At 64.4% G+C, this 25928-nt stretch carries 26 protein-coding genes; 19 read left to right on the plus strand and 7 right to left on the minus strand.

Annotation, left to right across the window (positions count from 1 at the left end):
* The first annotated feature begins 446 nt into the window (after positions 1-446).
* From JQ627_RS01175 to JQ627_RS01195, 5 genes are all read left to right on the plus strand, one after another.
* Entirely contained in the window at positions 447-1280 is an 834-nt protein-coding gene (locus JQ627_RS01175) for a cytochrome c oxidase subunit II (protein ID WP_212482332.1), read from the plus strand.
* A gap of 82 nt (positions 1281-1362) precedes the next feature.
* Positions 1363-3141: a cbb3-type cytochrome c oxidase subunit I gene (locus JQ627_RS01180; protein WP_212482333.1), complete on the plus strand. Its 1779-nt coding sequence runs from the start codon at positions 1363-1365 to the stop codon at positions 3139-3141.
* Entirely contained in the window at positions 3138-3842 is a 705-nt protein-coding gene (locus JQ627_RS01185; RefSeq protein ID WP_212482334.1) for a cytochrome c oxidase subunit 3, read from the plus strand. Before JQ627_RS01180 ends, JQ627_RS01185 begins: the two co-directional genes overlap by 4 nt.
* 14 nt (positions 3843-3856) lie before the next feature.
* Entirely contained in the window at positions 3857-4579 is a 723-nt protein-coding gene (locus JQ627_RS01190; protein ID WP_212482335.1) for a heme-copper oxidase subunit III family protein, read from the plus strand.
* 9 nt (positions 4580-4588) lie between these two features.
* Positions 4589-4981 carry a cytochrome C oxidase subunit IV family protein gene (locus tag JQ627_RS01195; protein ID WP_212482336.1) on the plus strand — a complete coding sequence of 131 codons (393 nt, stop codon included), beginning with the start codon at positions 4589-4591 and terminating at the stop codon, positions 4979-4981.
* A 96-nt stretch (positions 4982-5077) separates the two neighbouring features.
* Here JQ627_RS01195 and JQ627_RS01200 read toward each other — a convergent pair whose 3' ends face one another.
* The 3 genes from JQ627_RS01200 to JQ627_RS01210 are packed head-to-tail and all read right to left on the minus strand — an operon-like array spanning position 5078 to position 8599.
* Positions 5078-6835 (minus strand): NAD+ synthase, encoded by a 1758-nt coding sequence (locus tag JQ627_RS01200; RefSeq protein ID WP_212482337.1) that lies wholly within the window; start codon positions 6833-6835, stop codon positions 5078-5080.
* Between the two features lie 17 nt (positions 6836-6852).
* Complete coding sequence (locus tag JQ627_RS01205; protein ID WP_212482338.1) at positions 6853-7206, minus strand: diacylglycerol kinase; 354 nt, start codon at positions 7204-7206, stop codon at positions 6853-6855.
* A 4-nt stretch (positions 7207-7210) separates the two neighbouring features.
* A complete protein-coding gene (locus JQ627_RS01210; protein WP_212482339.1) occupies positions 7211-8599 on the minus strand; it encodes a class II 3-deoxy-7-phosphoheptulonate synthase in 1389 nt (462 codons plus the stop codon).
* A 182-nt stretch (positions 8600-8781) separates the two neighbouring features.
* Between JQ627_RS01210 and JQ627_RS01215 the strand changes: the two genes are divergently transcribed.
* On the plus strand, positions 8782-9678 hold the full coding sequence (locus JQ627_RS01215; protein WP_212482340.1) for an alpha/beta fold hydrolase: 897 nt from the start codon (positions 8782-8784) through the stop codon (positions 9676-9678).
* A 3-nt stretch (positions 9679-9681) separates the two neighbouring features.
* Here the strand turns inward: JQ627_RS01215 and JQ627_RS01220 are convergent, their stop codons facing one another.
* Together JQ627_RS01220 and JQ627_RS01225 are read right to left on the minus strand one after the other, a co-directional pair.
* On the minus strand, positions 9682-9945 hold the full coding sequence (locus JQ627_RS01220) for a hypothetical protein (RefSeq protein ID WP_212482341.1): 264 nt from the start codon (positions 9943-9945) through the stop codon (positions 9682-9684).
* Between the two features lie 184 nt (positions 9946-10129).
* Positions 10130-11614: an aldehyde dehydrogenase family protein gene (locus JQ627_RS01225; protein WP_212483130.1), complete on the minus strand. Its 1485-nt coding sequence runs from the start codon at positions 11612-11614 to the stop codon at positions 10130-10132.
* Between the two features lie 113 nt (positions 11615-11727).
* Between JQ627_RS01225 and JQ627_RS01230 the strand changes: the two genes are divergently transcribed.
* The 4 genes from JQ627_RS01230 to JQ627_RS01245 all read left to right on the plus strand — a co-directional run bounded on the left by JQ627_RS01230 (position 11728) and on the right by JQ627_RS01245 (position 15918).
* A complete protein-coding gene (locus tag JQ627_RS01230; protein ID WP_039150072.1) occupies positions 11728-12810 on the plus strand; it encodes a substrate-binding domain-containing protein in 1083 nt (360 codons plus the stop codon).
* Positions 12811-12943: 133 nt separating this feature from the next.
* The gene (locus tag JQ627_RS01235) at positions 12944-13690 is read left to right on the plus strand and encodes a glutamine amidotransferase (protein WP_212482342.1); all 747 of its coding nucleotides are present in this window, start codon (positions 12944-12946) and stop codon (positions 13688-13690) included.
* Between the two features lie 6 nt (positions 13691-13696).
* A complete protein-coding gene (locus JQ627_RS01240; RefSeq protein WP_212482343.1) occupies positions 13697-15124 on the plus strand; it encodes an NAD-dependent succinate-semialdehyde dehydrogenase in 1428 nt (475 codons plus the stop codon).
* Between the two features lie 8 nt (positions 15125-15132).
* The gene (locus tag JQ627_RS01245; RefSeq protein WP_212482344.1) at positions 15133-15918 is read left to right on the plus strand and encodes a class I SAM-dependent methyltransferase; all 786 of its coding nucleotides are present in this window, start codon (positions 15133-15135) and stop codon (positions 15916-15918) included.
* Between the two features lie 14 nt (positions 15919-15932).
* Here JQ627_RS01245 and JQ627_RS01250 read toward each other — a convergent pair whose 3' ends face one another.
* A complete protein-coding gene (locus JQ627_RS01250) occupies positions 15933-16664 on the minus strand; it encodes a response regulator transcription factor (protein ID WP_212482345.1) in 732 nt (243 codons plus the stop codon).
* Positions 16665-17145: 481 nt separating this feature from the next.
* On the opposite strand from JQ627_RS01250, the gene JQ627_RS01255 reads away from it, so the two are divergent.
* The 6 genes from JQ627_RS01255 (at position 17146) to JQ627_RS01280 (ending at position 22118) form a co-directional block, all read left to right on the plus strand.
* Entirely contained in the window at positions 17146-18378 is a 1233-nt protein-coding gene (locus JQ627_RS01255) for an acyl-CoA dehydrogenase family protein (protein ID WP_212482346.1), read from the plus strand.
* 28 nt (positions 18379-18406) lie between these two features.
* Entirely contained in the window at positions 18407-18955 is a 549-nt protein-coding gene (locus tag JQ627_RS01260) for an NAD(P)H-dependent oxidoreductase (protein WP_212482347.1), read from the plus strand.
* 42 nt (positions 18956-18997) lie between these two features.
* Entirely contained in the window at positions 18998-19798 is an 801-nt protein-coding gene (locus JQ627_RS01265) for an alpha/beta fold hydrolase (protein WP_212482348.1), read from the plus strand.
* Positions 19799-19823: 25 nt separating this feature from the next.
* Entirely contained in the window at positions 19824-20267 is a 444-nt protein-coding gene (locus tag JQ627_RS01270; protein WP_028159377.1) for a cupin domain-containing protein, read from the plus strand.
* A gap of 118 nt (positions 20268-20385) precedes the next feature.
* Positions 20386-21597, plus strand: a complete 1212-nt coding sequence (locus JQ627_RS01275) for a nitrate/nitrite transporter (protein WP_212482349.1) — start codon at positions 20386-20388, stop codon at positions 21595-21597.
* A 146-nt stretch (positions 21598-21743) separates the two neighbouring features.
* Complete coding sequence (locus JQ627_RS01280) at positions 21744-22118, plus strand: winged helix-turn-helix domain-containing protein (RefSeq protein ID WP_014496164.1); 375 nt, start codon at positions 21744-21746, stop codon at positions 22116-22118.
* 93 nt (positions 22119-22211) lie between these two features.
* Here JQ627_RS01280 and JQ627_RS01285 read toward each other — a convergent pair whose 3' ends face one another.
* Positions 22212-22589 (minus strand): hypothetical protein, encoded by a 378-nt coding sequence (locus JQ627_RS01285; protein WP_212483131.1) that lies wholly within the window; start codon positions 22587-22589, stop codon positions 22212-22214.
* Positions 22590-22768: 179 nt separating this feature from the next.
* On the opposite strand from JQ627_RS01285, the gene JQ627_RS01290 reads away from it, so the two are divergent.
* The 3 genes from JQ627_RS01290 (at position 22769) to JQ627_RS01300 (ending at position 25928) form a co-directional block, all read left to right on the plus strand.
* Positions 22769-24178 carry an aldehyde dehydrogenase family protein gene (locus tag JQ627_RS01290; protein WP_212482350.1) on the plus strand — a complete coding sequence of 470 codons (1410 nt, stop codon included), beginning with the start codon at positions 22769-22771 and terminating at the stop codon, positions 24176-24178.
* Between the two features lie 67 nt (positions 24179-24245).
* Positions 24246-24806 (plus strand): DUF2478 domain-containing protein, encoded by a 561-nt coding sequence (locus JQ627_RS01295; RefSeq protein ID WP_212482351.1) that lies wholly within the window; start codon positions 24246-24248, stop codon positions 24804-24806.
* 174 nt (positions 24807-24980) lie between these two features.
* Positions 24981-25928, plus strand: coding sequence for a helix-turn-helix domain-containing protein (locus JQ627_RS01300; protein ID WP_212482352.1), 948 nt, complete (start codon positions 24981-24983; stop codon positions 25926-25928).

The raw sequence follows: 25928 nt of genomic DNA on the forward strand, positions 1-25928 counted from the left end.
TCGAGCCGAGTACGGCAGTTCCAGGCTCAACGAGGAAGGAGCTTAGCCGGACGAAACCCGTCGCGACCTGCGCCGCGAGCTTAGCGCGCGCGATCTGGAATGACCAGCGCGCTCCCGGCTGGGTGAATTGTGCGTCGCATATTTTGTGCGATGCATCACATCGAGAATGCGACCGAGGCTCGCCAGCTCGCACGGCAACATCGATCGCCCACGCCGCGTAAGCGTGTTGACATGCTATTGACGCCGGGTTCGCGGGGGATCATTTTAAACGCCTGGACGCCCCCAGCGGTCGCGGTCTTCCTCTTGAATATCGCGACCGGTTGAATGGGCGAGGCAACAGGCCGGCGATGGCATAGATGCCAGCCAAGAAAGGCCAGCCATCGCGACAGACATGAGCTCCGCCCTGGATTCGTATCCGTAGCCTTCGATGGCAAGGATGGATCAGGATGGTTGTCGCACTGATACTGCTTCTGGTCGCGATCGGCTCGGTGCTGTTTCACCTCTACAGCCCGTGGTGGTGGACGCCGATCGCCACGAACTGGGCCTATATCGACCACACCATCAACATCACGTTCTGGATCACGGGCTTCGTTTTCGTCGCGGTCATCGCCTTCATGGCCTATTGCGTCTTCCGCTTCCACCACAAGGAAGGAAGACGGGCCGACTACAATCCGGAAAACAAAAGGCTCGAATGGTGGCTGAGCGTCGGGACCGGCGTCGGCGTCGCGGCCATGCTGGCGCCTGGCCTCGTGGTCTGGCACCAGTTCGTGACGGTGCCTGCGGATGCCACCGAGGTCGAGGTCATGGGCCAGCAATGGCAATGGAGCTTCCGCCTTCCGGGCAAGGATGGGCGGCTGGGCACATCCGATGTCCGCAACATCGCTTCCGACAATCCGATGGGACTCAATCGTGACGACCCACACGCGCAGGACGACGTCGTGATCGAGAACGGCGACCTGCACCTTCAGATGGGAAAGCCGGTCAAGGTTCTCCTCCGCTCGGTTGATGTCCTGCACGATTTCTACGTGCCCGAATTCCGCGCCAAGATGGACATGGTCCCTGGCATGGTCACCTATTTCTGGATAACGCCGATCCGAACCGGAACGTTCGATGTTCTATGCGCAGAGCTTTGTGGCGCTGCTCACTATCAGATGCGGGCCAAGGTCATCGTCGACGAAGAGCGTGAGTATCACGCCTGGCTGGAGCAACAAAAGACGTTTGCCGAATTGTCGCCGGCAAGAGCTGTCGTGAAGGCGACGTACCAATCCGGTGGCAGGTAGCAGGCTGCCGCTGCGAAGATAGATAGATCGGGTGCAGGAGGCCAACGCCTCACCCCCGATGGAAACGACCGAGGAGGTTTCTATGGTCGATATTCCATATGAAGGGATCGCAGGCATCCCGCCTGCCGAAGTACCTGAAGTCGAGCTCTATCATCCAAGGAGCTGGTGGACACGGTATGTCTTCTCGCAGGACGCCAAGGTCATCGCCATTCAGTATTCGCTGACGGCCTCTGCCATCGGGCTGGTGGCCCTGGTGCTGTCGTGGCTGATGCGACTGCAACTGGGATTCCCCGGCACCTTCTCTTTCATCGATGCCAACCAGTACCTCCAGTTCATCACCATGCACGGCATGATCATGGTGATCTATCTGCTCACCGCATTGTTCCTCGGCGGCTTCGGCAACTACCTGATCCCGCTGATGGTCGGCGCCCGGGACATGGTCTTCCCCTATGTGAACATGCTGAGCTACTGGGTCTACCTGCTCGCAGTCCTGGTGCTGGCCTCGACATTCTTCGTGCCCGGCGGCCCCACCGGCGCCGGCTGGACGCTCTACCCGCCGCAGGCAATCCTCTCCGGAACGCCCGGGCAGGATTGGGGCATCATTCTCATGATGTCGTCCCTGATCCTGTTCATCATCGGCTTCACCATGGGCGGGCTGAATTACGTGGTCACGGTGCTGCAGGCGCGCACCCGCGGCATGACGTTGATGCGCCTGCCCCTGACGGTGTGGGGCATTTTCACGGCGACCGTCATGGCGTTGCTGGCATTCCCCGCACTCTTCGTTGCCTCGGTCATGCTGCTGCTCGACCGTCTCCTCGGAACCAGCTTCTTCATGCCCTCCCTCGTCGAGATGGGACAGCTTTCGAAATATGGCGGCGGCAGCCCGCTGCTGTTCCAGCACCTGTTCTGGTTCTTCGGCCACCCCGAGGTCTACATCGTCGCCCTGCCCGCCTTCGGCATCGTCTCCGATCTGATCAGCACGCATGCGCGCAAGAACATCTTCGGTTATCGCATGATGGTCTGGGCGATCGTGGGGATTGGTGCGCTCAGCTTCGTCGTGTGGGCGCACCACATGTATGTGAGCGGCATGTTCCCGCAATTCGGCTACTTCTTCGCCACCACGACGCTCATCATTGCAATCCCCACCGCGATCAAGGTCTACAATTGGGTGCTGACCCTGTGGCGCGGCGACATTCATCTCAGGGTGCCGATGCTGTTCGCCCTCGGCTTCATCATCACCTTCGTGAATGGCGGCCTCACCGGCCTCTTCCTCGGCAACGTCGTCGTGGACGTGCCCCTCTCGGATACCATGTTCGTGGTCGCGCATTTCCACATGGTGATGGGCGTGGCACCAATCATGGTCGTGCTGGGCGCGATCTATCATTGGTACCCCAAGGTCACGGGACGGATGCTGAACGACGTCCTGGGCAAGTTTCACTTCTGGGTCACCTTCCTCGGCGCCTACCTGATCTTCTTCCCCATGCACTATCTTGGACTGCTCGGGGTCCCGCGCCGGTATTTCGAACTCGGCGACACGGCGTTCATCCCGTCCTCGGCCCATTCACTGAATGCCTTCATCTCCGTGGTGGCCTTGACCGTCGGCTTCAGCCAGATGGTGTTCCTGTTCAATCTCGCCTGGAGCCTGTTCAAGGGTGAGGCCTCGGGCGGCAATCCGTGGCGGGCGACAACGCTGGAGTGGCAGACGCCGGAGACGCCCCCAGGGCACGGCAACTGGGGCAAGGAGCTCCCGATCGTGTACCGCTGGGCCTATGACTACAGTGTGCCCGGCGCCGCGGAGGACTTCATTCCGCAGAACCAGCCGCCACGCGCGACGCAGCTCGTTCAGGGAGCTGCTTCGTGAGCGCCATCATCCTGTTCCTGGCTGCGCTTGCGGTGATCGCCGGATGGTGGCTGTCGCAGCAGCGGCTGACGGCCAAGCCCTGGCTGGAGGAAGGCTCGGTCGGTGACTTCCCCGGCGGCGACAGCATGACCTGGCCTGCGGCGAAGGTCGGACTTGGCGTGTTTCTCGCCGTCGCGAGCGCATTGTTCGTCCTCTTCATCAGCGCCTACTCGATGCGCATGAGCGTGGTGGACTGGCGGCCGCTGCCGGTACCGCGGCTGCTGTGGGTCAACACGGGCGTCCTGGTCCTGAGCAGTGTCGCGCTGCAATGGTCGTACGTGGCTGCCGGGCGACAGGACACCGAGAGCGTCAAGATCGGCCTGCTCGCCGGCGGAGCATCTGCCGTGATCTTCCTCGCCGGACAGCTCCTGGCCTGGCAGCGGCTCGGGGCTGCCGGATATCTCGTGGCGTCCAATCCGGCGAATTCCTTCTTCTACCTGTTGACCGCGGTGCACGGGCTGCATCTGACGGGTGGCCTGGTGGCGCTCGGGCGAACCTCGGCCAAGGTGTGGCGCGGCGCCGAAATCGCCGACATGCGCTTGAGCGTGGAGCTGTGCACCATCTACTGGCACTTCCTGCTGCTGGTCTGGCTTGTCCTGCTCGGTCTTCTCACGGGCTGGACCGACGATTTCGTCAACATCTGCCGTCAATTGCTGAGCTAGGGAGGCGAGACCAGATGGCTGAAACCGTGCTGACACATGCGGGCCAATCGACTGCGCAGCTTGAAGGCTGGCGCGGCATCGCCGCCGACTGGGCGTCCGATCAGCGCGCCTTCAAGAACGTGTCCTGGGGCAAGGCCATGATGTGGATCTTCCTCCTCAGCGACACCTTCATCTTCAGTTGCTTCCTGCTCTCCTACATGACGGCGCGCATGTCGACGACCGTGCCGTGGCCGAATCCCAGCGAAGTCTTCGCCCTCAATATCGGGGGCAACCACATCCCCCTGATCCTGATCGCCATCATGACCTTTATCCTGATCAGCAGCAGCGGCACGATGGCGATGGCCGTCAATTTCGGCTACCGCCGCGATCGCGTCAGAACCGCGGCCTTGATGCTGGTCACGGCGGCCTTCGGCGCAACCTTCGTCGGAATGCAGGCCTTCGAATGGACCAAGCTGATCATGGAGGGCGTCCGGCCCTGGGGCAATCCATGGGGTGCACCGCAGTTTGGTGCAAGCTTCTTCATGATCACCGGCTTCCACGGCACCCACGTGACGATCGGCGTGATCTTCCTGATCGCCATTGCGCGGAAGGTCTTGCGCGGCGACTTCGATGTCGAGAGGCGCGGCTTCTTCACGAGCCGCAAGGGCTATTACGAGATCGTCGAGATCACGGGCCTGTACTGGCACTTCGTCGATCTCGTGTGGGTGTTCATCTTCGCATTGTTCTATCTTTGGTGAGGTCGGCGCATGACAAACGCGGCGGTACACATGGAAGGCCAGCTCCACACTCCGGCGCACGGCGCAGTCGCAACAGCAGCCGTGCACGCCAAGGGGCAACAGCACCCGATCAAGCTCTACCTCGTGGTCTGGGGCTGGCTGTTCGTCCTCAGCACGTGCTCCTACCTCGTCGACTACTTTGGCCTGCATGGCTATCTGAGGTGGTCGCTGATCCTGCTGTTCATGGTGTTGAAGGCCGGCCTGATCGTCGCCGTCTTCATGCACATGGCCTGGGAGCGGCTGGCGCTTACCTATGCCATCCTGCTGCCGCCGATCGCGGTGATGGTGTTTGTGACAATCATGGTTCTCGAATCCGAATACACGCACTTCCTGCGGGTGCTGTTTTTCGCAACCCCGTCATAGCGGCAATCTGAGTTCGCGCATCGCTCGATGTCATGCCCCGCCTTCGCCGATGATGACAGATAGACGTGTGGCGAGACCGTCCGCCTCTCTCCGGTGCTACCCCTCGAACGCGTCGATCGACGCCGTGCTGCCGCGCGAGACCAGCGTCTCGTCCGCCGCAGGCAACGGCTCACCCCTGTCGCGAAAGCGGTTGGTGATGGGATAGCGGCGGTCGCGGCCGAAATTCCTGGCCGTCACCTTCACGCCCGGTGCGGCCTGGCGGCGCTTGTATTCGGCGACGTTGAGCAGATGGTCGATGTGGATGACCGTGTCGCGGTCGAAGCCGGCAGCGATGATCTGGTCGAGCGGCTCCTCGCGCTCGATGAGACGCTCCAGGATGGCGTCGAGCACGTCGTAGGGCGGCAACGAATCCTGATCGGTCTGGTTCTCGCGCAGCTCCGCCGTCGGCGGGCGCGTGATGATATCAGGGGGAATGACCTCGCCCGCGGGCCCGAGCGCGCCATCCGGCTTCCAGCTGTTGCGCAGCGCGGCCAGCCGAAACACCTGCGTCTTGTAGATGTCCTTGATCGGGTTGAAGCCGCCATTCATGTCGCCGTACAGCGTGGCGTAGCCGACCGACATCTCCGACTTGTTGCCTGTCGTCACCACCATCAGCCCGGTCTTGTTGGAGATCGCCATCAGCAGCGTGCCGCGGGTGCGGGCCTGGAGGTTTTCCTCGGTGATGTCGGGCGGCAGATTCTGAAAGATGCCGGACAGGATGGTCTCGAACCCGGTCACGGCTTCGGCAATCGGCAGCACCTCGTAGCGGACTCCGAGATGCCCGGCGAGCTCGCCGGCGTCCGCGATCGAATGTGCTGCGGTGTAGCGATAAGGCAGCATCACGCCGTGCACCTGGTCGGCACCTAGCGCATCAACCGCGATCGCGGCGCAGAGCGCAGAGTCGATGCCGCCTGAAATGCCGAGCAGCACGCCGGGGAATCCGTTCTTGGCGACATAGTCGCGCAAGCCCAGCACGCAGGCCGCATAGTCGGCGTGGTCGCCCTCGGGCAGCGCGGCAATCGGCCCCGCGCAACGCCAATCGTCGCCATTCCTGGTGAAGCGCAGAGTGGTGACGCTCTCTTCGAACGCCGGCAATTGCGCCGCGAGCGAGAGATCGCCGTTGAGCACGAAGGACGCACCGTCGAACACCAGCTCGTCCTGGCCGCAGACCTGGTTGAGATAGACCAGCGGCAGGCCGCTCTCGGTGACCCGTGCCACTGCGACCGACAAACGGACGTCGTTCTTGTCGCGGGCGTAGGGCGAGCCGTTCGGCACCAGGATGATCTCGGCGCCGGTCTCGGCCAGCGTCTCGACCACGTTCTCGTAATCTTCGGATTCCTCCAGCCAGATGTCCTCGCAGATCGGCACGCCGATGCGCACGCCGCGGACGGTCACGGGACCTGCGGCAGGGCCGCGCGAAAACAGCCGCTTCTCGTCGAACACGCCGTAATTCGGCAGGTTGCATTTGAAGCGCAAGCCAGCGATGCGGCCGCCATCGAGCAGCGCGCAGGCATTGTAGAGCCTTCCGTCCTCGACCCAGGGCGTGCCGACCAGCATCGCCGGACCGCCATCGGCGGTCTCGCGCGCGAGCGCCTCGATCCCGGCGCGGCAGGCGGCCTGGAACGCCGGCTTCTGCACCAGATCTTCCGGCGGGTAGCCGGCGATGAACAGTTCCGGAAACAGCACGAGATCGGCGCCGTCAGCGATCGCCTGCGCGCGCGCGGCACGAACCTTCGCGGCATTGCCCTCGACGTCGCCCATGGTCGGATTGAGCTGGGCGAGCGTGACCGCGAATGCGTTGAGACGTTCGGGCATGGCCGCCGCACTCCGCTTCAGAGGAACCCCAATCGCTCGATGATGGCGATGATCCAGAACGCGCCGGCCATCAAGAGCGCAACGCCGACCGCGGCCGAGCCCATGTCCTTGACCCGGCCGATCTGCTTGTCGTGATCCATGGTCAGGCGATCGGCAAGCTTCTCGATCGCGGTGTTGAGCAGCTCGACCACCAGCACGAACGCGACCGCACAGACCAGCTCGACCGCGCGCATCGCGGTCGCGCCGATGAACCAGGCCAGCGGCAGCGACAGGAGGAGCGCAAAAATCTCCTCGCGGACGGCCTGCTCCGATCGGAACGCAAAGGCCAGACCGTTACGGGAATTGATCGTGGCCTTCCAGATCCGCAGCAAGGTTTTAGAGTCCCGCTGCGACCGGCATCGGCCTGGCCTTGCCGGCGCGTTCCTGCTTGAGGAGTTCCGCGACCAGGAAAGCCATGTCGATCGATTGCTCGGCATTGAGGCGGGGATCGCAGACCGTGTGGTAGCGATCGTTGAGATCCTCGTCGGTGATCGCACGGGCACCGCCGATGCACTCGGTGACGTCCTGACCGGTCATCTCCAGATGCACGCCGCCGGCGTGCGTGCCTTCCGCCGCGTGGATCGTGAAGAACGACTTCACCTCCGACAGGACGCGGTCGAACGGGCGCGTCTTGTAGCCTGACGTCGAGGTGATGGTGTTGCCGTGCATGGGATCGCACGACCAGACCACAACCCTGCCCTCGCGCTTCACGGCGCGGATCAATCCCGGCAGATGGTCGGCGACCTTGTCGGAGCCGAAGCGGTTGATCAGCGTCAGCCGGCCCGGCTCGTTGTCGGGATTGAGCACGTCGATCAGCTTCAAGAGCTCGTCGGGCTTGAGCGACGGGCCGCACTTCAGGCCGATCGGGTTCTTGATGCCGCGGAAATATTCGACATGGCCGTGATCGAGCTGGCGGGTGCGGTCGCCGATCCAGATCATGTGGCCCGAGGTCGCGTACCAGTCGCCGGTGGTGGAATCGACCCGGGTCATGGCCTGCTCGTAGCCGAGCAGCAGTGCCTCGTGGCTGGTGTAGAAATCGGTGGAGCGCAGCTCGGGATGGGCCTCGAGATCGAGGCCACAGGCGCGCATGAAATTGAGCGCGTCCGAGATGCGGTCGGCCAGCTCCTTATAGCGGCGGGACTGCGGGCTATCCTTGAGGAAGCCGAGCATCCACTCATGCACGCTGCCGAGATTGGCGTAACCACCTGTCGCAAACGCACGGAGCAGGTTCAGCGTCGCTGCCGACTGGCGGTAGGCCATCAGCTGGCGCTGCGGGTCCGGCACGCGCGCTTCCCTGGTGAAGGCGATGTCGTTGACGATGTCGCCGCGATAGCTCGGCAGCTCGACGCCGTTCATCTTCTCGGTCGGCGACGACCGCGGTTTTGCGAACTGGCCGGCAATGCGGCCGACCTTCACCACCGGCACCGCGCCGGCATAGGTCAGCACCACCGCCATCTGGAGCAGCACGCGGAAGAAATCGCGGATGTTGTTGGCGCCGTGCTCGGCAAAGCTCTCGGCGCAATCGCCGCCCTGGAGCAGGAAGGCCTCGCCGGCCGCAACGCGCCCCAGCGACTTCTTCAGATTGCGCGCCTCGCCCGCGAACACCAGCGGCGGAAAGGTCGCAAGCTGCGCCTCGACGTCGGCCAGGGCCTTGGCGTCAGGATAATCGGGCACCTGTAGCACCGGCTTGCTGCGCCAGGACTCGGGCGTCCACCGCTCGGACATCGCAATCTCTCCGTGAAGCAAAAAAGCACAACCTGATCTGTGGGTTGCGAGGGCCGCCTTATACACAGCCCGGTCCCCCGCCGCCAGTTGTAAATCCATTTCGCACTGCAAACCCTTGCGGCGAAAGCCGAATTCGCATTTGCTGAGGGCTGGCACGGAAACTGGCAGGACATTGGCTGCCCATGGACGCGGCGCGCGACGACGTTTTCATCGACGAGATCACCTTCCCGGCGACGGACGGGTATCCGCTGGCCGGCACCCTGTTCCTGCCGCGCGGCACCAAACGCCATGCCGTGCTGATCAACTCCGCCACCGCCGTCCCGCGAAAGATCTATCGCGGCTTTGCCTCCTACCTCGCCCATCGCGGCTGCGCGGTCATGACCTACGACTATCGCGGCATCGGCGACTCCCGGCAGCCGGCGATGGTCGGCTACAACCAGCCGAAATCGCTTGTCGGCTTCAAGGCCTCGATGTCGGACTGGGCCGCGCAAGATGTTACCGCCGCGGTGCGCTGGATGCGCGAGCGCTACAATACCCTGCCGCTCGCCTATGTCGGCCACTCCTTTGGCGGCCAGGCGCTCGGACTCATCGCCAACAACAGCGACATTTCGCGCGCCGCCTTCGTGGCCTCGCAGGCCGCGACTTGGCGGCTGATGACGTCGCCGGAAAAATACCGCGTCTTCGCCTTCATGAATTTTGTCGGCGTGCCGCTCGTCCACACGCTCGGCTACGCGCCTGGCTGGGCGGGCATCGGCGAGGATCTGCCCAAGGGCGTCTTCCTGCAATGGGCGGACTGGGTCTCGAGCCCGCGCTACCTCTTCGATTCAAAACTGCCGGCGCTGGAGAATTTTGCAAACTACAAAGGCGAGCTGCGCGCGCTCTGCTTCTCCGACGATCCCTGGGCGACGCGGCCCGCGGTCGAGCTGCTCACGAGCGGCTTCACCGCGATCAAGCCGGAGGTGCTGACGGTCAAGCCGTCCGACGTCGGCGCCAAGGCGATCGGCCATTTCGGCTTCTTCCGCCCCGAGCACCGCGACACGCTGTGGCGCGGCGTGGCGGAATGGATCCAGGGGGAGTAAGCCTTAGCGGATGATCGTCGTCAGAGACGAGTAGCGCCGGTTCGGCTTGGCCTCGCCCGGCGCAAACTGCGCGAAGGCCTCGCTGACGCGGACCGCCGGCGGCGTGTCGCTTGCGAAGCGGAATTCCTTTGGCCGCGGCGCGTAGAAGCTGGCGCTGTAATAGGCGTCGTCGAAACGCGCCTCGCCGACGCCGAACAATGCGTCGCAGACGAACAGGAGTGCGTAGACTCCAGCGACCGCCACGACGATCTCCTTGAAAATTGACATGCAAATGCCCCAGCCTTTTGCGGTGAGAATGCACGCCGGTTCCAAAGCCGAGGTTTAAGGCCACAGCCTTCTTGTCCGCAGGGTTTGCCGCCGCTGAGCGGATTGCAGACGATTTTATCGACTTCAAAAAAAGAGCCCGCCTGACCGGATCAGGCGGGCCCAGGATTGGCCGATCGGGAGGTTATCAGACGGCCAGATTCATCCAGACAGCCTTGGGCTCGGTGAAATTGTCGAGCGCGGCGGTGCCGTGCTCACGGCCGAGGCCGGAGTCGCGCTCGCCGCCCCAGGGCAGACGCACGTCGGTGTAGCCATAGGTGTTCATCCAGACCGTGCCCGCCCGCGCCCGCTTGGCGAAGCGCTGGAGCTTGCCGACGTCGCGGCTCCAGACGCCGGCGGCGAGGCTGTAGGCCGTGCCGTTGGCGATCCTGAGCGCGTCGGCCTCGTCCTTGAACTTGATGACGCTGACGACGGGGCCGAATATCTCCTCCTGCGAGATCCGCATCTCGTGCGCGACGCCTGCGAACACCGCGGGGCTGATGAAATAGCCGCGATCTCCGACTTTCTCGCCACCGGTGACGAGGGTCGCGCCCTCCTTCTGGCCGATGTCGACATAGTCGAGGATCGACTTCATCTGCTTCTCGGAGATGACGGGGCCGAGCGCCGTCTTGCGATCGAGCGGATCGCCGATTCTGAGCGACTTCGCGCGCGCGGCGAGACGCTCGACGACCTCGTCATAGGCCTTCTCCTGCACCAGCACCCGGGAGCCTGCCGAGCACACCTGACCCGCATTGAAGAAGATGCCGGAAGCCGCAGCCTTGGAGGCCGCTTCGAGATCGGCGTCATCGAAGATGACGTTGGCCGACTTGCCGCCGAGTTCGAGCGAGACGCGCTTGAAGTTGCTCGCCGCACCCTTCATGATTCCACGGCCGACGCCGGGCGAGCCGGTGAAGGTCACCTTGTCGACGTCGGGGTGATTGACCAGCGCGTCGCCGACGACACGGCCCGGCCCGGTGACGACGTTGAAGACGCCCGCCGGCAGGCCCGCTTCGAGTGCAAGCTCGGCAATGCGCAGCGCCGACAACGAGGTCAGCTCGGCCGGCTTCATCACGATGGTGCAGCCGCAGGCCAGCGCCGGCGCGAGCTTCCACATGCCGATCATCAGCGGGAAATTCCACGGCACGATCGCTGCGACCACGCCGACCGGCTCACGCACGGTGTAGGTCAGCGCATCGTCGCGCACGGGCACGACGTCTCCGCTGATCTTGTCGGCCCAGCCGGCGTAGTAGGTCAGCGTGTCGACCGCGGCCGGAAAATCCTGGCGCGTCGTCGCGGAGATCGGCTTGCCGGCGTCGATCGACTCGAGCTCGATGATTTCTTCGGCGTGCGCCTTGAGCAGGTCCGCCCAGCGCAGCAGGATCTGCCCCCGCTCGGAGGCGCGCATCGTGCGCCACGGGCCTTCGAACGCCCGGCGTGCGGCCGCGACTGCGTGCTCAACATCGGCCTCGCCGCCTTCGGCGACGACAGCGATGACCTGCCCGGTGGCGGGATTGAGGGATTTGAAGGTACGGCCGGAGCTTGCGGGGACGCGGCGGCCGTCGATCAGCAGATGCTGCGGCCGGGCCATGAACTCGGCGGCCGGCGAATGCGCGAAGTCATATGCAACAGACATCATATTTCCTCCTGTTCTGGTATGCCAGGATAGGCCGCGATTGGCTGGAGTAAATATGATATGATCTGCAAATGGATGCCCTACATATGAAGCGTAGTTCATAAGGTTTTCAGATGCTTCAGATCGAGATCGAAGCCGTCTGGCGATTTCGCCACGAGGGCAGCCCGCGCACCGCAGTCGTCATGCTCGGCGTGCTCAACGAGATCCGGAAGACCGGAAAGATCACGAGCGCGGCCAGCGATGCGCACCTGTCCTACCGGCACGTCTGGAACCTGATCGAGCAATGGTCGGAGTTCTTCGGAACTCCTCTGGTCGAAACCCAGCGCGGCAAGGGCTCAAAACTCACGCCGTTCGGCGAGCGGCTGGTGTGGGCCGGCGAGCGCATGCAGGCCCGGCTCGGCCCGCAGCTCGAAAACCTGGCGCAGGAGCTGGCGAGCGAGATCAAGCCGTTCCTCGAACAGCGCCCTTCGGTGATCCGCGTTCATGCCAGCCACGGCTTTGCCGTGGCAAAACTGCGCGAATTCCTCGATCGCGAGCCCGGCATCGGCGTCGACCTTCGCTATGTCAGCAACCAGCATTCGCTGGTTGCGCTGGCGCAAGGCGCCTGCGATCTCTCGGGCCTGCATCTGCCGCACGGCGCGTTGCGCGCGCAAGGCATCAAGGCGGCACGCGAATGGCTGGATCCGCGCGAGGATCGCATCATCAGTTTCGTCACGCGCGAGATGGGGCTGATGGTCGCGCGCGGCAATCCGCTGCGCATCGCTTCGCTTCAGGATCTCACCGGGCCAAAAGTCCGCTTCGTCAACCGCGACCATGATTCCGGCACGCGGCTGTTGTTCGACCAGCTGCTTGCCGCGAACGGCATCGACGAGAGCAGGATCAACGGCGCGCAGCAGATCGAGTTCACCCACGCCGCGGTCGCTGCCTATGTCGCGAGCGGCATGGCGGATGCGAGCTTTGGCGTCGAGGCGGCCGCTCGCCACTTTGGCCTCGATTTCATCCGCATCCTCACCGAGGATTATTTCTTCGTCTGCAAGCGCGCGTTCCTCGATACCGGGCCGATGCAGCGCATCCTGGAGATCATGCGCAGCGCCGATTTCCGCGCCGCCGTCGCCACCCTGCCCGGCTACGTGCCGTCGGATACCGGCAACGTGACCGGCGTGAAGGCGTTTCTGGAGATGCACGCCGTGCGGTGATGTCGCATGCCGCATGCAGGCCATGCGCACGGCAGATCCGGCCCGGAACCGTCTGGACGAGGCCCGGCGTTCGTTATATCTATACAGATATAGCGGATACCGTCGAAAGACCCCGCGCAACAGGGTTTTGTGGATGTTTCAACGCCGCCGGTCTGCCGTCGCGCTCCGTCACGTGGCCTTCGAGGATCTCGGCCTGCTGGCGCCGATCATGGAACGTGAGGGCTGGAACGTGTCGTTCTGCGAGGCGCCGGTCGACGATCTCAGCCATTGCTCGATTGGGGATGCCGACCTGCTGATCGTGCTCGGCGGCCCGATCGGCGTCTACGAGACCCAGAGCTATCCGTTCCTCACAAGGGAAATTGATCTCCTGGAGCGCCGCCTTGCGCAGGGACTGCCGACACTCGGGATCTGTCTCGGCGCGCAGCTCATGGCGAAGGCGCTCGGCGCGCGCGTCTATGCCGGAGGTGTGAAGGAGATCGGCTGGGGATCGATAACATTGTCGGACGCAGGCCGTGCCTCCAGCCTGAAGCCGCTCGCCGAGGGCGCGCCGGTTCTGCACTGGCACGGCGACACGTTCGATCTCCCCGACAACGCCGCGCGACTCGCCTCGAACGAAAACTACGCGAACCAGGCATTTGCCTTTGGCAGCAACGCGCTCGCGCTCCAGTTTCATCTCGAGGCCGATCCGCGGCAGCTCGAGGAATGGTATGTCGGCCATGCCGTCGAGCTCGCGTCCGCCAGGATTTCGGTGCAGGAGCTTCGCGCCAGGACGGCCGAGGTCTCAAAGACCGTCGCACGCGCCGCCGACCGAGTGTTCACGACATGGCTCAGCCAGCTCGGCCAGGGAAACGCCGCTGGCAAAACCGCACAAGCAAGGTGAAGAACAATGGCGGAATATCCTCTGATCGAACTCTACATCGACGGCCAATGGAAGCGCGCCAGCGGACAGCCGATCATCAATCCCGCCGACGAGAGCGTGCTGGGCACCGTCCCCACCGCCACCAGGGCCGATCTCGACAACGCACTCGCCGCCGCCGAGAAGGGCTTTGCGATCTGGCGCAGCACCGCGCCCGCCAAGCGCGCGCAGATCATCCTGAAGGCCGCTTCCCTCATCCGCGAACGCGTCGATGTGATGGCATCAGCAATGACGCTCGAACAGGGCAAGCCGATCGAACAGGCGCGGCTCGAAATCCTGCGCGGCTGCGACATCATCGAATGGGATGCCACCGAAGGCCTGCGCCTCTACGGCCGGGTGATCCCGAGCGAGCCCGGCATGCGCCACACCGTGCTGCGGCAGCCGATCGGCCCGGTCGCGGCGTTCTCGCCGTGGAATTTCCCCATGAGCTCGCCGGCCCGAAAAGTGGCAGGCGCCCTCTCCGCCGGCTGCTCGATCATCCTCAAAGCCTCCGAAGAAACGCCAGCGGGCGCGTTCCAGCTGGTCCGCGCCTTCCATGACGCGGGTCTTCCGGCCGGCGTGCTCAATCTCGTGTTCGGCAATCCCGCCGAGATCTCGGAATACCTCATTCCGCAATCGCGCATCCGCCTCGTCACCTTCACGGGCTCCATTCCCGTCGGCAAGCATCTCGCGGAGATGGCCGGCCGCCACATGAAGCCCGCGATCATGGAGCTTGGCGGCCACGCGCCGGTAATCGTCTGCGACGACGTCGATCCCGTTGCGACCGGGGCCGCCTCTGCTATCGGCAAGTCGCGGAATGCGGGACAAGTCTGCGTCGCGCCGACGCGCTTCTTCGTGCAGGAAAAGATCTACGAGCAGTTCGCGCAATCCTTTGCCGAGCGCGCCAGCCAGCTGAAAGTCGGCAACGGCCTCGATCCCTCGACCCAGCTCGGGCCGCTGGCCAATGCACGCCGCATCGATGCCATGGAGACGCTGGTTGCGGACGCCAAGGCCAAGGGCGCGCGCGTGCTCGCCGGCGGGCAGCGCATCGGCAATCGCGGCTATTTCTTTCCGCTCACCGTGCTCGCTGATCTGCCCGACGATGCCCGCGCCATGAACGAGGAGCCGTTCGGGCCGCTCGCGCTAGTCAATCCGGTCAAGACGCTGGATGAGGCGATCGAGAGGGCCAACGCCCTTCCCTACGGCCTTGCCGCCTACGCGTTCACGCGCTCGGCGAGCAATGCCGAGCGCCTCGCCGAGAGCGTCGAGGTCGGAAACCTCTCGATCAACCATTTCGTCGCCTCCGTCGCGGAGACGCCGTTTGGCGGCGTGAAGGACAGCGGTTACGGGCGTGAAGGCGGCACCGAGGGCTTGCAGTGCTACACCGTCGTCAAGAACGTGTCGCATAAGACGCTGTAGGATCGTTCATGCAGGACGCCGCACCACGCCACCAGGACGGCAGCGCCGGCGACGCCAATTACGGCGCCATCGGCAAGGGCTACACGAATTTCCGCCGCCCGGACCCACGCATCGCCGAGCTGATCGACGCGGCGCTCAGCGAGGCCCGCACCATCCTCAATGTCGGCGCGGGCGCCGGCTCCTACGAGCCGGTCGGCCGCACCGTGACGCCGGTCGAGCCGTCGCAATCGATGCGGGCGCAGCGGCCGGCTCATCTTCCCGCGGCGATCGATGCGGTCGCGGAGAAGCTGCCCTTCGAGGACGGCGCGTTTGGCGCCGCGATGTCGACCTTCTCGGTGCATCAGTGGAAGAACCTGAACGCCGGCCTCTCCGAGATGCGGCGGGTGACGCGCGGCCCGATCGCGATCATGACCTGCGCCCCCGACGAGCTCGATCGCTTCTGGCTCAACGCCTATTGCCCGGAGGTGATCGCGGTCGAGGCTGTGCGCTATCCGGCAATCCGCGAGATCGCGGAAGGCCTCGGCGGCACAACGGATGTCCTGCCCGTCCCGATCCCGCTCGACTGCACCGACGGCTTCAACGAGGCCTATTACGGCCGCCCCGAGATGCTGCTCGATCCGGCCGCGCGGCTCGCCTGCTCGGCCTGGAGCTTTGTTGCCGACGATGTGGTGCGGCGTTTCGAGGACCATCTCGGCAGCGATCTCGCATCCGGCCGGTGGGATGAACGGCACGGGCACTATCGGCGGCGTCCGACTTTCGTCGGCTCGCTCAAGCTGATCGTCAACCACATCTGACCCGGCGCGGCACCTTATTGCCGAGCGCTCGGACTCAGCAGGCAGGCCGCAAGCTCGGTGCGGTTGTGCACGCCGAAGCGTCGGCACAGGTTCGCGACGTGTTCCTTCACGGTCTGATCGGAAATCCCCATCTCGCGGGCGATTTCCTTGTTGGTCTGGCCGCGGCAGACCCGGATGGCGACGTCCGCGGACCGTGGCGGAAGCGATGCCGAGAGCGTCGCCACCGGCGTCGCTGCCGGCTCGGGGACCCGGATTGCGGCAGGATGAGCGTCGATCGCGCCCGCGTTCGTCATGTTGGTCAAAGCGAGCGAACCGGCCCGACACAGCATCTCCATGCGCTGCCGCGACCGCATCGTGTAGGGCGCGTCCGTATCGGTCGTCGCCGTAAACAGCACGCCGACGATCTTCTGTCCGCACCACAACGGGCCGCCCATGTTGTATGCAAAGCCCCACTCGTGGAGCATCTCGAAGGACGGACTGTGCCGCCATTGCTGCGGACCGATCACCGTTTCACCGTCGACCGCGCGGCCTTGGGTCATGATGCAGTCGAGCACGGGGTCGCGCTTCCAGAAGCCGGCCCTGTAATTGTCGAGCAGGCCTTCTGCGACGTGCCGGCTGTAGACCAGTTCCGGTTCAAGCCCATCGAGCAAATAGAGGCCGACGGTCGGCGATCCCGTCAATTCCGTGATCGCCGAGCAGCAGGCAATGCCAAGCGCGCGCACCGAGCGGCTCTCGGCGATGGACATCAGTCGATCTGCGAGCTGGCGCTCGGGCAGACCATCCAAATGCTCCCGCTCGGCTCTCACCGCCACTCCTCGCGCGAACACGGGGTGCCCTCGGACACACGCGCGTCATTGCCGATTGTTATAGGCTTAAAATTTCTGCCTCGCCTGATCTTTGGTCAAGCGAAAAGAAGCGGCAAGAAACTGCTCTCCCGGCCCAGCTTTGCGGCAGAGCAGCATGGCCAACACCCCCCATGATGGGGGATTGCTGTTTTGGCCGCCTCATCTCTAGCATCCCGGCCGTCGGGGATCGCGTAACGACGTTCGCGCGGTTCCGACGGGGACATCTCGACACCAACGCGAGCCGTTCGTCGCGCGCACCAACAGTCATTGGCGCGTGTGGGCGGAGTCTTGCCCGCGACCGGTGTCTGTTCCGCCCGACCGAGATCTTCGCGTCCAGCAGCGTTGCGCGAAGAACCAACAGCCCGACGTGGAGACACCGACCATGAGCCCTTCCGTGCAACTCGCCGTAAAACCTTCCGCGACCCCGACGGTGGCCGAGTTCCATGCGCGCCTCGACGCGCTGCTACCGCTGGTCGAATCCAGAGCCGCGGAGGCCGAGGCACAGGGCTATCTGACTGACGACGTGGTGGCGGCGCTGCGCAAGGCCGGCATCTACACCATGCTGTTCCCGAAGGAGGTCGGCGGCGCCGAGCTTCTGCCTTACGACGCCATGACCGTGATCGAGCGGCTCGCTTACGCACACGCCTCCGCCGGCTGGTGCGTCATCGGCAACAACATGGAAGGCACGACGCTCGCCATCTACATCGAGGACGAAGGCATCAAGAAAGTCTTCGCGGGCGGGCCCGACATCACGATTGCCGGCAACGGCGTGCCGCGCGGCTTCGCCCGACCGGTCGATGGCGGTTACATGATCCGCGGCAACTGGGCCTATGGCAGCGGCATTCAGCACGCCGAGTGGGTCCATTCAGGCTGCTTCGTCACCGACGCATCCGGCAAGGACATGGTGTTTGGCCCGAACGGCCAGCCCAAGATCGTCGTCACCCATCATCCGCGCGCGACCATCAAATTGATGGGCAATTGGGACGTGCTCGGCCTGCGCGCGACGGGAAGTTTCGACTACACTTTGAGCGAGGGCGACGAGTTGTTCGTGCCCACGCACATGACCTACGATTTTGACATTGGCGCGCCGCGCCGAGGTGGTGTGCAGGGTGCACTGGGGCTGGCGGGCTACAGCGCCTGGGCGCATTCCGCTTGGGCCGTCGGTGTCGGCCGCCGCATGCTCGACGAACTCGTCAAGGTGATCGTCCAGCGCCAGGATCCATTCGGCAAGTCGCGCGACAGCGCGAGCTTCAAGTTCCAGTTCGCGCAGGCCGAAGCTCGTTTCCGCGCAGCACGTGCATTGGTCCACGAAACCTGGAAGGACGTCTCGGAGACTTGCGCCCGCGGTGAAAGTCCGTCGCTGGAGCAGATGACGATGATCAAGCTGTCATTGCGCCACGTCCACGACGTTCTGTCGGATGTCGCGACCTTCGCGCATCGTGCCGCCCGCGGTGCCTCGCTGCACAACACGCCGATGCAGCGGTTTTATCGCGACATCCATTCGGGCACGCAGCACATCCTGATGGCCGACCAGATCGTCGAAGAGTGCGGTCGCGCGCTGCTCGGCCTCCCCGGCCCTGGTGCGCAATGGACGGTCTTCGGGGTGACGGGCTGAGCAAGCGACCAGACACGAGGGCGTCGAGGTGAGGACATCCCGCATCGTTGGTTTCTGCGGCAATAGTTGGCGCCCGGCGAAGTCGCGCATGCTGGTGGAAGCCGTCGCCGCCGATCTTCAGGCGCAGCATGGACTGAAGACCACCGTCCTCGACCTTGTCGACGCCGGTTGCGGCATCGCCGGCTTCACCCGGACCGCACTCGATGACAATGCGCGCGCCGTCGTCGAGGCCATCGAACAGGCCGACGGCCTCGTGATCGGATGCCCGGTGTTCCAGGGCTCTTATCCCGGATTGTTCAAGCACCTATTCGACTTGATCGAACCCAGCGTGCTGCGCAATCGCCCGGTGCTGCTTACCGCGGTCGGCGGCGGCCTGCGCCACTCGCTGGTGGTCGAGCACCAGCTCCGCCCGCTGTTCGGCTTCTTCGAAGCCTGCACCGTTTCGACGGCGATCTACGCCAGCAGCGGCGAGATCGTACCGGGCGAACCGCTCGCACCAATGACGGCCGCGCGGCTCGCCAACGCCGTCGAACAATTCGCCTCACTTCTCAGCGGTCGCCAGGAGGCCGCCGCATGACTCACCAACGCCCGGCCCTGCCGCCTTCAACCGGAGATGACCATGCTTGATACCGTCAAACCCTCGCCGGATCTGACCGGCTTCTCCCGCGCGGAATATGCGATCAACCACGTGCGGACCATCGTCCACAGCATCGGAAGCGGCCCGGCGCTGGTGTTCCTACACGGCACCGGCACCTTCACCGGCTTCGAGATGGCGCGCGAATGGGCGAAGCGGCACACGGTCATCATCCCCTATCATGCGGGCTTTGGCGACTCCGGCGACGCCGAGACGATCGACACCGTCGAGGATCACGTCCTTCACTACATGGATCTGTTCGACAAGCTAGGCCTTGAGCAGTTCGACCTCGCCGGGTTCTCGCTCGGCGGATGGCTTGCCGCAGAGTTCGCGATCCGTCAGCCGCATCGGGTCCGTAAGCTGGTGCTGGTTGCTCCCGCCGGTCTTGTGGTCGGAAGCGCGCCTGCGCCCGGGTTGTTTGAGATCGCACCGCATGAACTGCCAGCCTATCTCGCGCACGATCCGGCCGCGGCACTCCGTTACTTTCCCAAGGCGCCCGATCCGGCCTTCGATGCCCAGCTCGGACGCGAGGTGACGGGCTTTGCCAAGCTGATCCGCAGCGAACCGCAGGGCAATCCCAAGCTCGCGCACTGGCTGCATCGGATCACGATGCCGACGCTGGTGCTGTGGGGAGCCGCGGATCGCCTGCGCCCGACCGCCCAGGCAGATGCCTGGAAAACAGGGCTCCCCGACGCACGCGTGACGCTGGTGCCTGCGACCGGTCATCTCGTGTTCGAGGAAACGCCGTCTTCTGCACACTACGTCACCGATTTTCTCGCCGATTGATCCGCACACAACAGAGGACACCACCATGATCGAGATGCCTCCGGGCGTGACCCCTGCCAAAGAAGGCTTTGGCAACGTCATCTGGAACATTCTGGGCCAGACCTACACGCTGAAGCAGCATTCCGAGGCGTCGATGGCCTGGCATGCCGTGTTTCCGGATGGCACCTTCGTGCCGCCGCACGTGCATCCGACCCAGGATGAATTCGTCTATGTGCTGAGCGGCCGCTACGACCTCTGGCTCGATGGCAAGGACTTTGTCGCCAAGGCCGGCGACCTCGTCCGCATGCCCAAGGGCATCCCCCACGGCATTTTCAACAAGTCGGGTGAAACCGCCACCAGCCTGTTCTGGGTCGCACCGACGCGGTCGCTGAAAGAGCTGTTCGAGCGCATCCACAATCTCCCCGATCCGCAGGAGGTCGTGCGACGTGCCGCCGAACACGAGGTCAACTTCCTGCCGCCGCCCGCCTGAGGCCACGCCGATTCCGTCGACACTCAAACCGCGAGAACCGATGATGACATTGCTGACAACAACTTGGACGTCCATCTCCGAGAACGACCGCCGTCGGATAGCCCGTTGGCAAAAAGGCATGCTGGCGCTCGCCATCCTCTGCGAGATCTTTCTCGCCGCCGACTGGTATGCCTTCGCGGCCGTACTGCCCTTCGTCTCCGAGAGCCTCAAGCTCAATCCCGCCGAGGCAGGACTCGCCCAAGGCATCTTTGCGCTGACCTACGGCATCGGCATGGTCGTCTGGTCGCCGGTCAGCCGGTCGATGACGGCGCGCAACATGCTGCTGATCGGGCTTGCGGGCACTGGTATCGGCATGGTGCTCCAGGTGTTCGTGCAAAGTTACACACAGCTCGTGATGCTCCGGCTCGTGATCGGCTTCTTCGACGCCGGCATCTTCATCGGCAACATGAAGCTGATCTTCGACTGGTTTCCGCAAAGTCGGCGCGGCTCGGTGGTAGGCATCATCCTCGCCGCCTACAGCCTCGCCATCACCATGGATTTCGCGCTCGGCATTCCCCTGACGATTGCGACCGGTTGGCGGACCTTCTTCGCCGTGCTGGCGATCGGCACCCTGTTCGTCGCGGCGGTCGACGCGCTCGTCGTCCGTAACAATCCGCGCGAGCTTGGCATCGACGGTTTTACCTGGGGCAATGAAACACCTCAGGAGCACCTGCCGCTCGGCGAGATCTTCCGCTCGAAATGGATCGCGGTCGCCGGCTTCGGCATCGTGGCCTGCACCTTTGCGATCGCCGGCACCGCCACCTGGGTGGTGCCGGCCTTCATCAGTGTACAGCACATGCCGCCGGAAGCCGGCGCTGTCATCGGCACCGTCATGGGGTTGTCGCAGGTGCTATTCCTGGTGATTGGCGGCTACATGTCCGATCGGCTCGGCAAGCCCTTCATGATCAAGCTCACCGCATGTCTCGCTTTCCTGACCGCGCTGATGTTCCTGTGGAGCGTGGTCACACCGATGTCGTTCGCGATGCTGGTGCTGTTTGCAGCACTCAGCGGTATCGCGCTGCTCGGCGGCGGCGCTATCTTCGCTCTGCTCAGCGAAAAATACTCCGGCGCGCTCGCACCGGCCGCGATTGGATACGCCGAGGTATTTGGCATCTTCTCGGCCTTCGTGGCGCCCTGGATGATGGGCGCCATCATCAACGCCTCGGCCGGCTCGTTCACCGGCGCCTTCATTGCTTTCGCGGTGGTCGAGCTCATCATCGTCGGCCTTTTGATGATCCTCGCCCGCGAGGACGTCAGTCAGGGTGCGGTGATCGGAAGCCCCGCGGAATAAGATGCAGCGATCACGGGCACGGGGCTGAAACCCGTGCCCTGAAGACGTCGACAAAGGTCCATCTTTTGGGAAATCAGGCGCCCTCACCTTGTCCGCGGCGGGCAAGAGTGGCAATCTCGCATGCAAGTACCCCAAGAGACCCCATCATGTCGCGCGCGAGCGCCAAATCCCTCCCCCAGCTGAGCCTTCGCATCGACCTCGACGGCGAGGATCGGATCGGGCCCGGCAAGATCGAGCTTCTGGAGCAGATCCGCGAGCACGGCTCGATCTCGGGGGCCGGCCGGGCCATGGACATGTCCTACAAGCGCGCCTGGGATCTGGTCGACGAGATCAACCGCATCTGCGGACATGCCGCGGTCGAGCCGCAGGCCGGCGGCAAGAACGGCGGCGGCGCCATGCTGACCCCGTTCGGCGAGAAACTTGTTGCGCGCTACCGCAAGATCGAGCGCGATGCCGCGCGCGCCGTGCACAAGGAGCTCGAAGCGCTCAAGAGCGACATCGCCCGTTCCCGGAAATCGTGAGCGCGCGTGCGCATGGACGAACCTCTGCTCATTCGGCCCGCTTTGCCCGCCGATCTGCCGCCGCGGGTGGAAGCAGGCGACTGACGCCGCCGCCTAGTTCGGCCGCACCGACATTTCCGGCATCGGCCGGGTCAGCGCTTCGCCGAGCAGGCTTTGCTCGTCCCTGGGGATCGCAAAGCGGACCTTGAAGCCGTCCTCGGTCTGGAGCGTGATGATGCGCTGGGTGGTGTCGGTCGACTGCTCGATCGCCCAGGACGCCAGCGGATAGGCGTAGCGTAGGCTCTGGTCGCCGTAGCGGGCCTTCAGCGCCGCCTCGAGCAGCCCGGGCAGCGTCATGATGAGGGCGCCGACCTGGTTGAGCGAGACGCTGACCGCGGCGGGGTTGCCCGCCAGATCCTCGAAGCCCAGCGAGATCGCACCGCCGTCGGCAGCCACCTCGCAGGTCGTGAGCTGCCTCACCTTGATTTCCATCGCCAGTCCCGGAACGCAATTCGCTATATCCATCACGATATATCGATATGTCCATCTGCCCAGCCCTGCTTTTCTGGAATTGATCGAACCGGCCGCATGGCCGGTTCGGCGGAAGCGTGATATATAGTTCGATATAACGAGGCCCGAACGGCCCGTTTCTTCAAGGGAGCGCAAAGCCAATGAGCGACTACAATCTTCTCATCGACGGCAAGATGGTGCCCGGCGACCAGACCATGCCGGTTCTCAATCCCGCGACCGAAGAGGTGCTGGCGCAGTGTCCGCGTGCCTCGAAGGCGCAGCTCGATGCCGCCGTCGCCGCAGCGAAGGCCGCCTTCCCGGCCTGGGCCGCGACCCCGATGGCGGAACGTCGCAAGCTCGTGAACAAGATGGCCGACGTCATCGAGGCCAATTCGGGCGAGCTCGCCCACATCCTCACCAGCGAGCAAGGCAAGCCGCTCGGCGACGCCACCGGCGAAGTTTTGGGGATGGCCGCGTTCTTCCGCTACCTCAGCTCGCTCGAATTGCCGATGAAGGTGATCGAGGATTCCGGCGACCGCAAGGTGGAAGCCTATCGCCGCCCGCTCGGCGTCGTCGGCGCCATCATCCCCTGGAACTATCCGCTGCTGATCCTCAGCTTCAAGCTGCCGTCGGCGCTGCTCGCCGGCAACACGCTGGTGGTGAAGCCGGCGCCGACCACGCCGCTTGCGACCTTGCGCTTCGCCGAGCTGATCAAGGACGTCCTGCCAAAGGGGGTTCTCAACTTCATCACCGACGCCAACGATCTCGGCGGCGAGATGACCAAGCATCCCGACATCCGCAAGATCTCCTTCACCGGCTCCTCCGCCACGGGGCAGAAGGTGATGGCGAGCGCAGCGCAGACGCTCAAGCGCATCACGCTGGAGCTCGGCGGCAACGACGCCGGCATCGTGCTCGACGACGTCGACCCGAATAAGGTCGCCCCCGGCATCTTCGAGGGCGCGTTTCAGAACTCCGGCCAGGTCTGCCTCGCCATCAAGCGGCTCTATGTCCATGAGTCCGTCTATGACGAGCTCTGCAACGAGCTGGTCGCGATCGCCAAGAGCACGGTGGTCGACGACGGCGCCAAGCAGGGCACCAAGCTCGGGCCGCTTCAGAACAGGATGCAGTACGAGAAGGTGAAGACGTTCCTCGAGGACGCCCGCAAGAACGGCAAGGTGGTCGCGGGCGGCTCCGCGATGGATCGGCCCGGCTATTTCATCGAGCCGACCATCGTGCGCGACATCCAGGAAGGATCGAAGCTGGTCGACGAAGAGCAGTTCGGCCCCGTGCTGCCGCTGATCAAATACTCCGACAAGAACGACGCGATCCGCCGCGCCAATGCCACGACCTATGGTCTCGGCGCGTCGGTCTGGTCGTCCGACGTCAAGCGCGCGCACGAAGTCGCGACCCAGCTCGAGTCCGGCACGGTCTGGATCAACAAGCATCTCGACATGGCCCCGCACATCCCGTTCGGCGGCGCCAAGCAGTCGGGCATCGGCACCGAATTCGCCGAGGAAGGCCTCGCCGAATTCACCCAGCTCCAGATCATCAACGGGCCGCCGGCGGCCTGATCCGGAATCCGGGGCCGCGGCGGAAGCGTCGCGGCCCCAATTCTTTGCAGTCAAACGGAGGCGGACCATGTTCGATGCGCAATGCGACCTCGCCGCCCTCGTCTACCAACCGCATCAGGACCCCGACGCGGTCCTGCGCAGCTTCGCGGCGGATCTGAATGCGCGCGGCTTCCGCGTCGTCGGCATGGTTCAGGCCGGCCAATGCGCGGACTCGAGCCTGTCGGCGGTGCTGCTTCACAACGGCGAGACGCTTCTGCTCGCGCAGGATTTCGATCCGGCCGCGCGCGGCTGCCGTCTCGATCTCGCGCGGCTGCAAAATGCCGGGATGCGGATCACGGACGCCCTCTCGCATGGCGCCGATCTCGTTGTCATCAACCGCTTCGGCAAGCGCGAACGCGACGGCAAGGGCCTGTCCCAGCTGATCAAACGCGCGCTCAATGCCGACATTCCCGTGGTGATCGCGGTTGGCAGAGACCATTTCGCCGACTGGATCAAGTTCGCCGGCGGCATGAGCGTCAGGCTCGGATGCGAGCGCGAGGCGTTGGAGGCGTGGTGGCGGAGCATCTCCACAAGCAACGCGCGGCGTGACGTCGGATCACATCCTACGGTGTGCGAAATTCTGAAGTGAACGATCTGAGCCTGCCGGACTCGCGTCCTTGTCCGTGAGGTCCTCACAGCATCGCGCCGACTTCCCCAGTCGCCGCCGCGCTGGCAGTAGTTTCCCGGAATATGGCCGATGGTCGGGCCTCTGATACTCTTCTGCTGTCCAACCCAATCACCCCGACATACCCTGGGATACCGAATGCCGGTCCGTCGGCTAAAACCATCGCGCGTCCTCGGCGTCGAGCGCTTCTCGGACTTCGGCGAATTTCGCGCCAACGAGGTGCTCGGTCTCGGCACCAGCACGCCGCTCCGTCCACGGGAATTCTCGCTGTCTCGCGCCATCCTGCCGCTCCGGGACGGGCTCTTCGTGCTCCAGCGCTCCTTTGCACGGAAGTTTGAGGCGGAGATCGGCACGGACAAAGGCGTCGGCCTCGTTGTCCCCCTCACCTTTCACTCCATCGCCAATGGCCGCGAGGTCGATAGTTCGACCATCTCCATCATGCGCGGCAAAGCCGCCGTAGAAGCGATCGAGCATCATCCCAACACTTACCTGATGCTGCGCTTCAACTCGGACATGCACCATCGCGGCTGGGCGGATTTCGACACCAGCCTCGCGTATGTTCGCGCGCAGGACGATCCGATGACGCGCCTGCGCGCTGCTATCCTGGAGATGTTCTCGCTGGCTTCGGCGTGCAACGATCCCCGGCAATTCGAGCCGCTCAACCGCCCGATCCAGGAAACGCTGCTCGCCGGCCTCGACGCCACCCTGCTGCCATCAGGCGCACTCGCCGCCCGCCGCGGTTCATTCGACAGGCACCGCAGGCTGATCGCGCATCTCGACGAAGTCGTTGCGCTGTTCGGCAGCAAGCCACTCTACAGCGACGACCTCTCCGCCGCGCTCGGCGTCTCCGTGCGTACGCTCCAGACCGCGACGCACGCGGTGCACGGCGTGAGCCTGCATCACTATCTGCGTCTCAAGCGGTTATGGTCGACCCGCATTCAGCTCATGACCGGAAGCGCCGGACTGAGCGTCAAGGCCGCGGCGCTCGGCAACGGCTTCTGGCATCTCGGCGACTTCTCGCGGAGCTACAAGATGACGTTCGGCGAGGCCCCATCCGAGACGCTGGCGCGGGGCCGTCGCCTGTAG

This window comes from Bradyrhizobium liaoningense, assembly GCF_018130785.1.
GTDB classification, from domain to species: Bacteria; Pseudomonadota; Alphaproteobacteria; order Rhizobiales; family Xanthobacteraceae; genus Bradyrhizobium; species Bradyrhizobium liaoningense_A.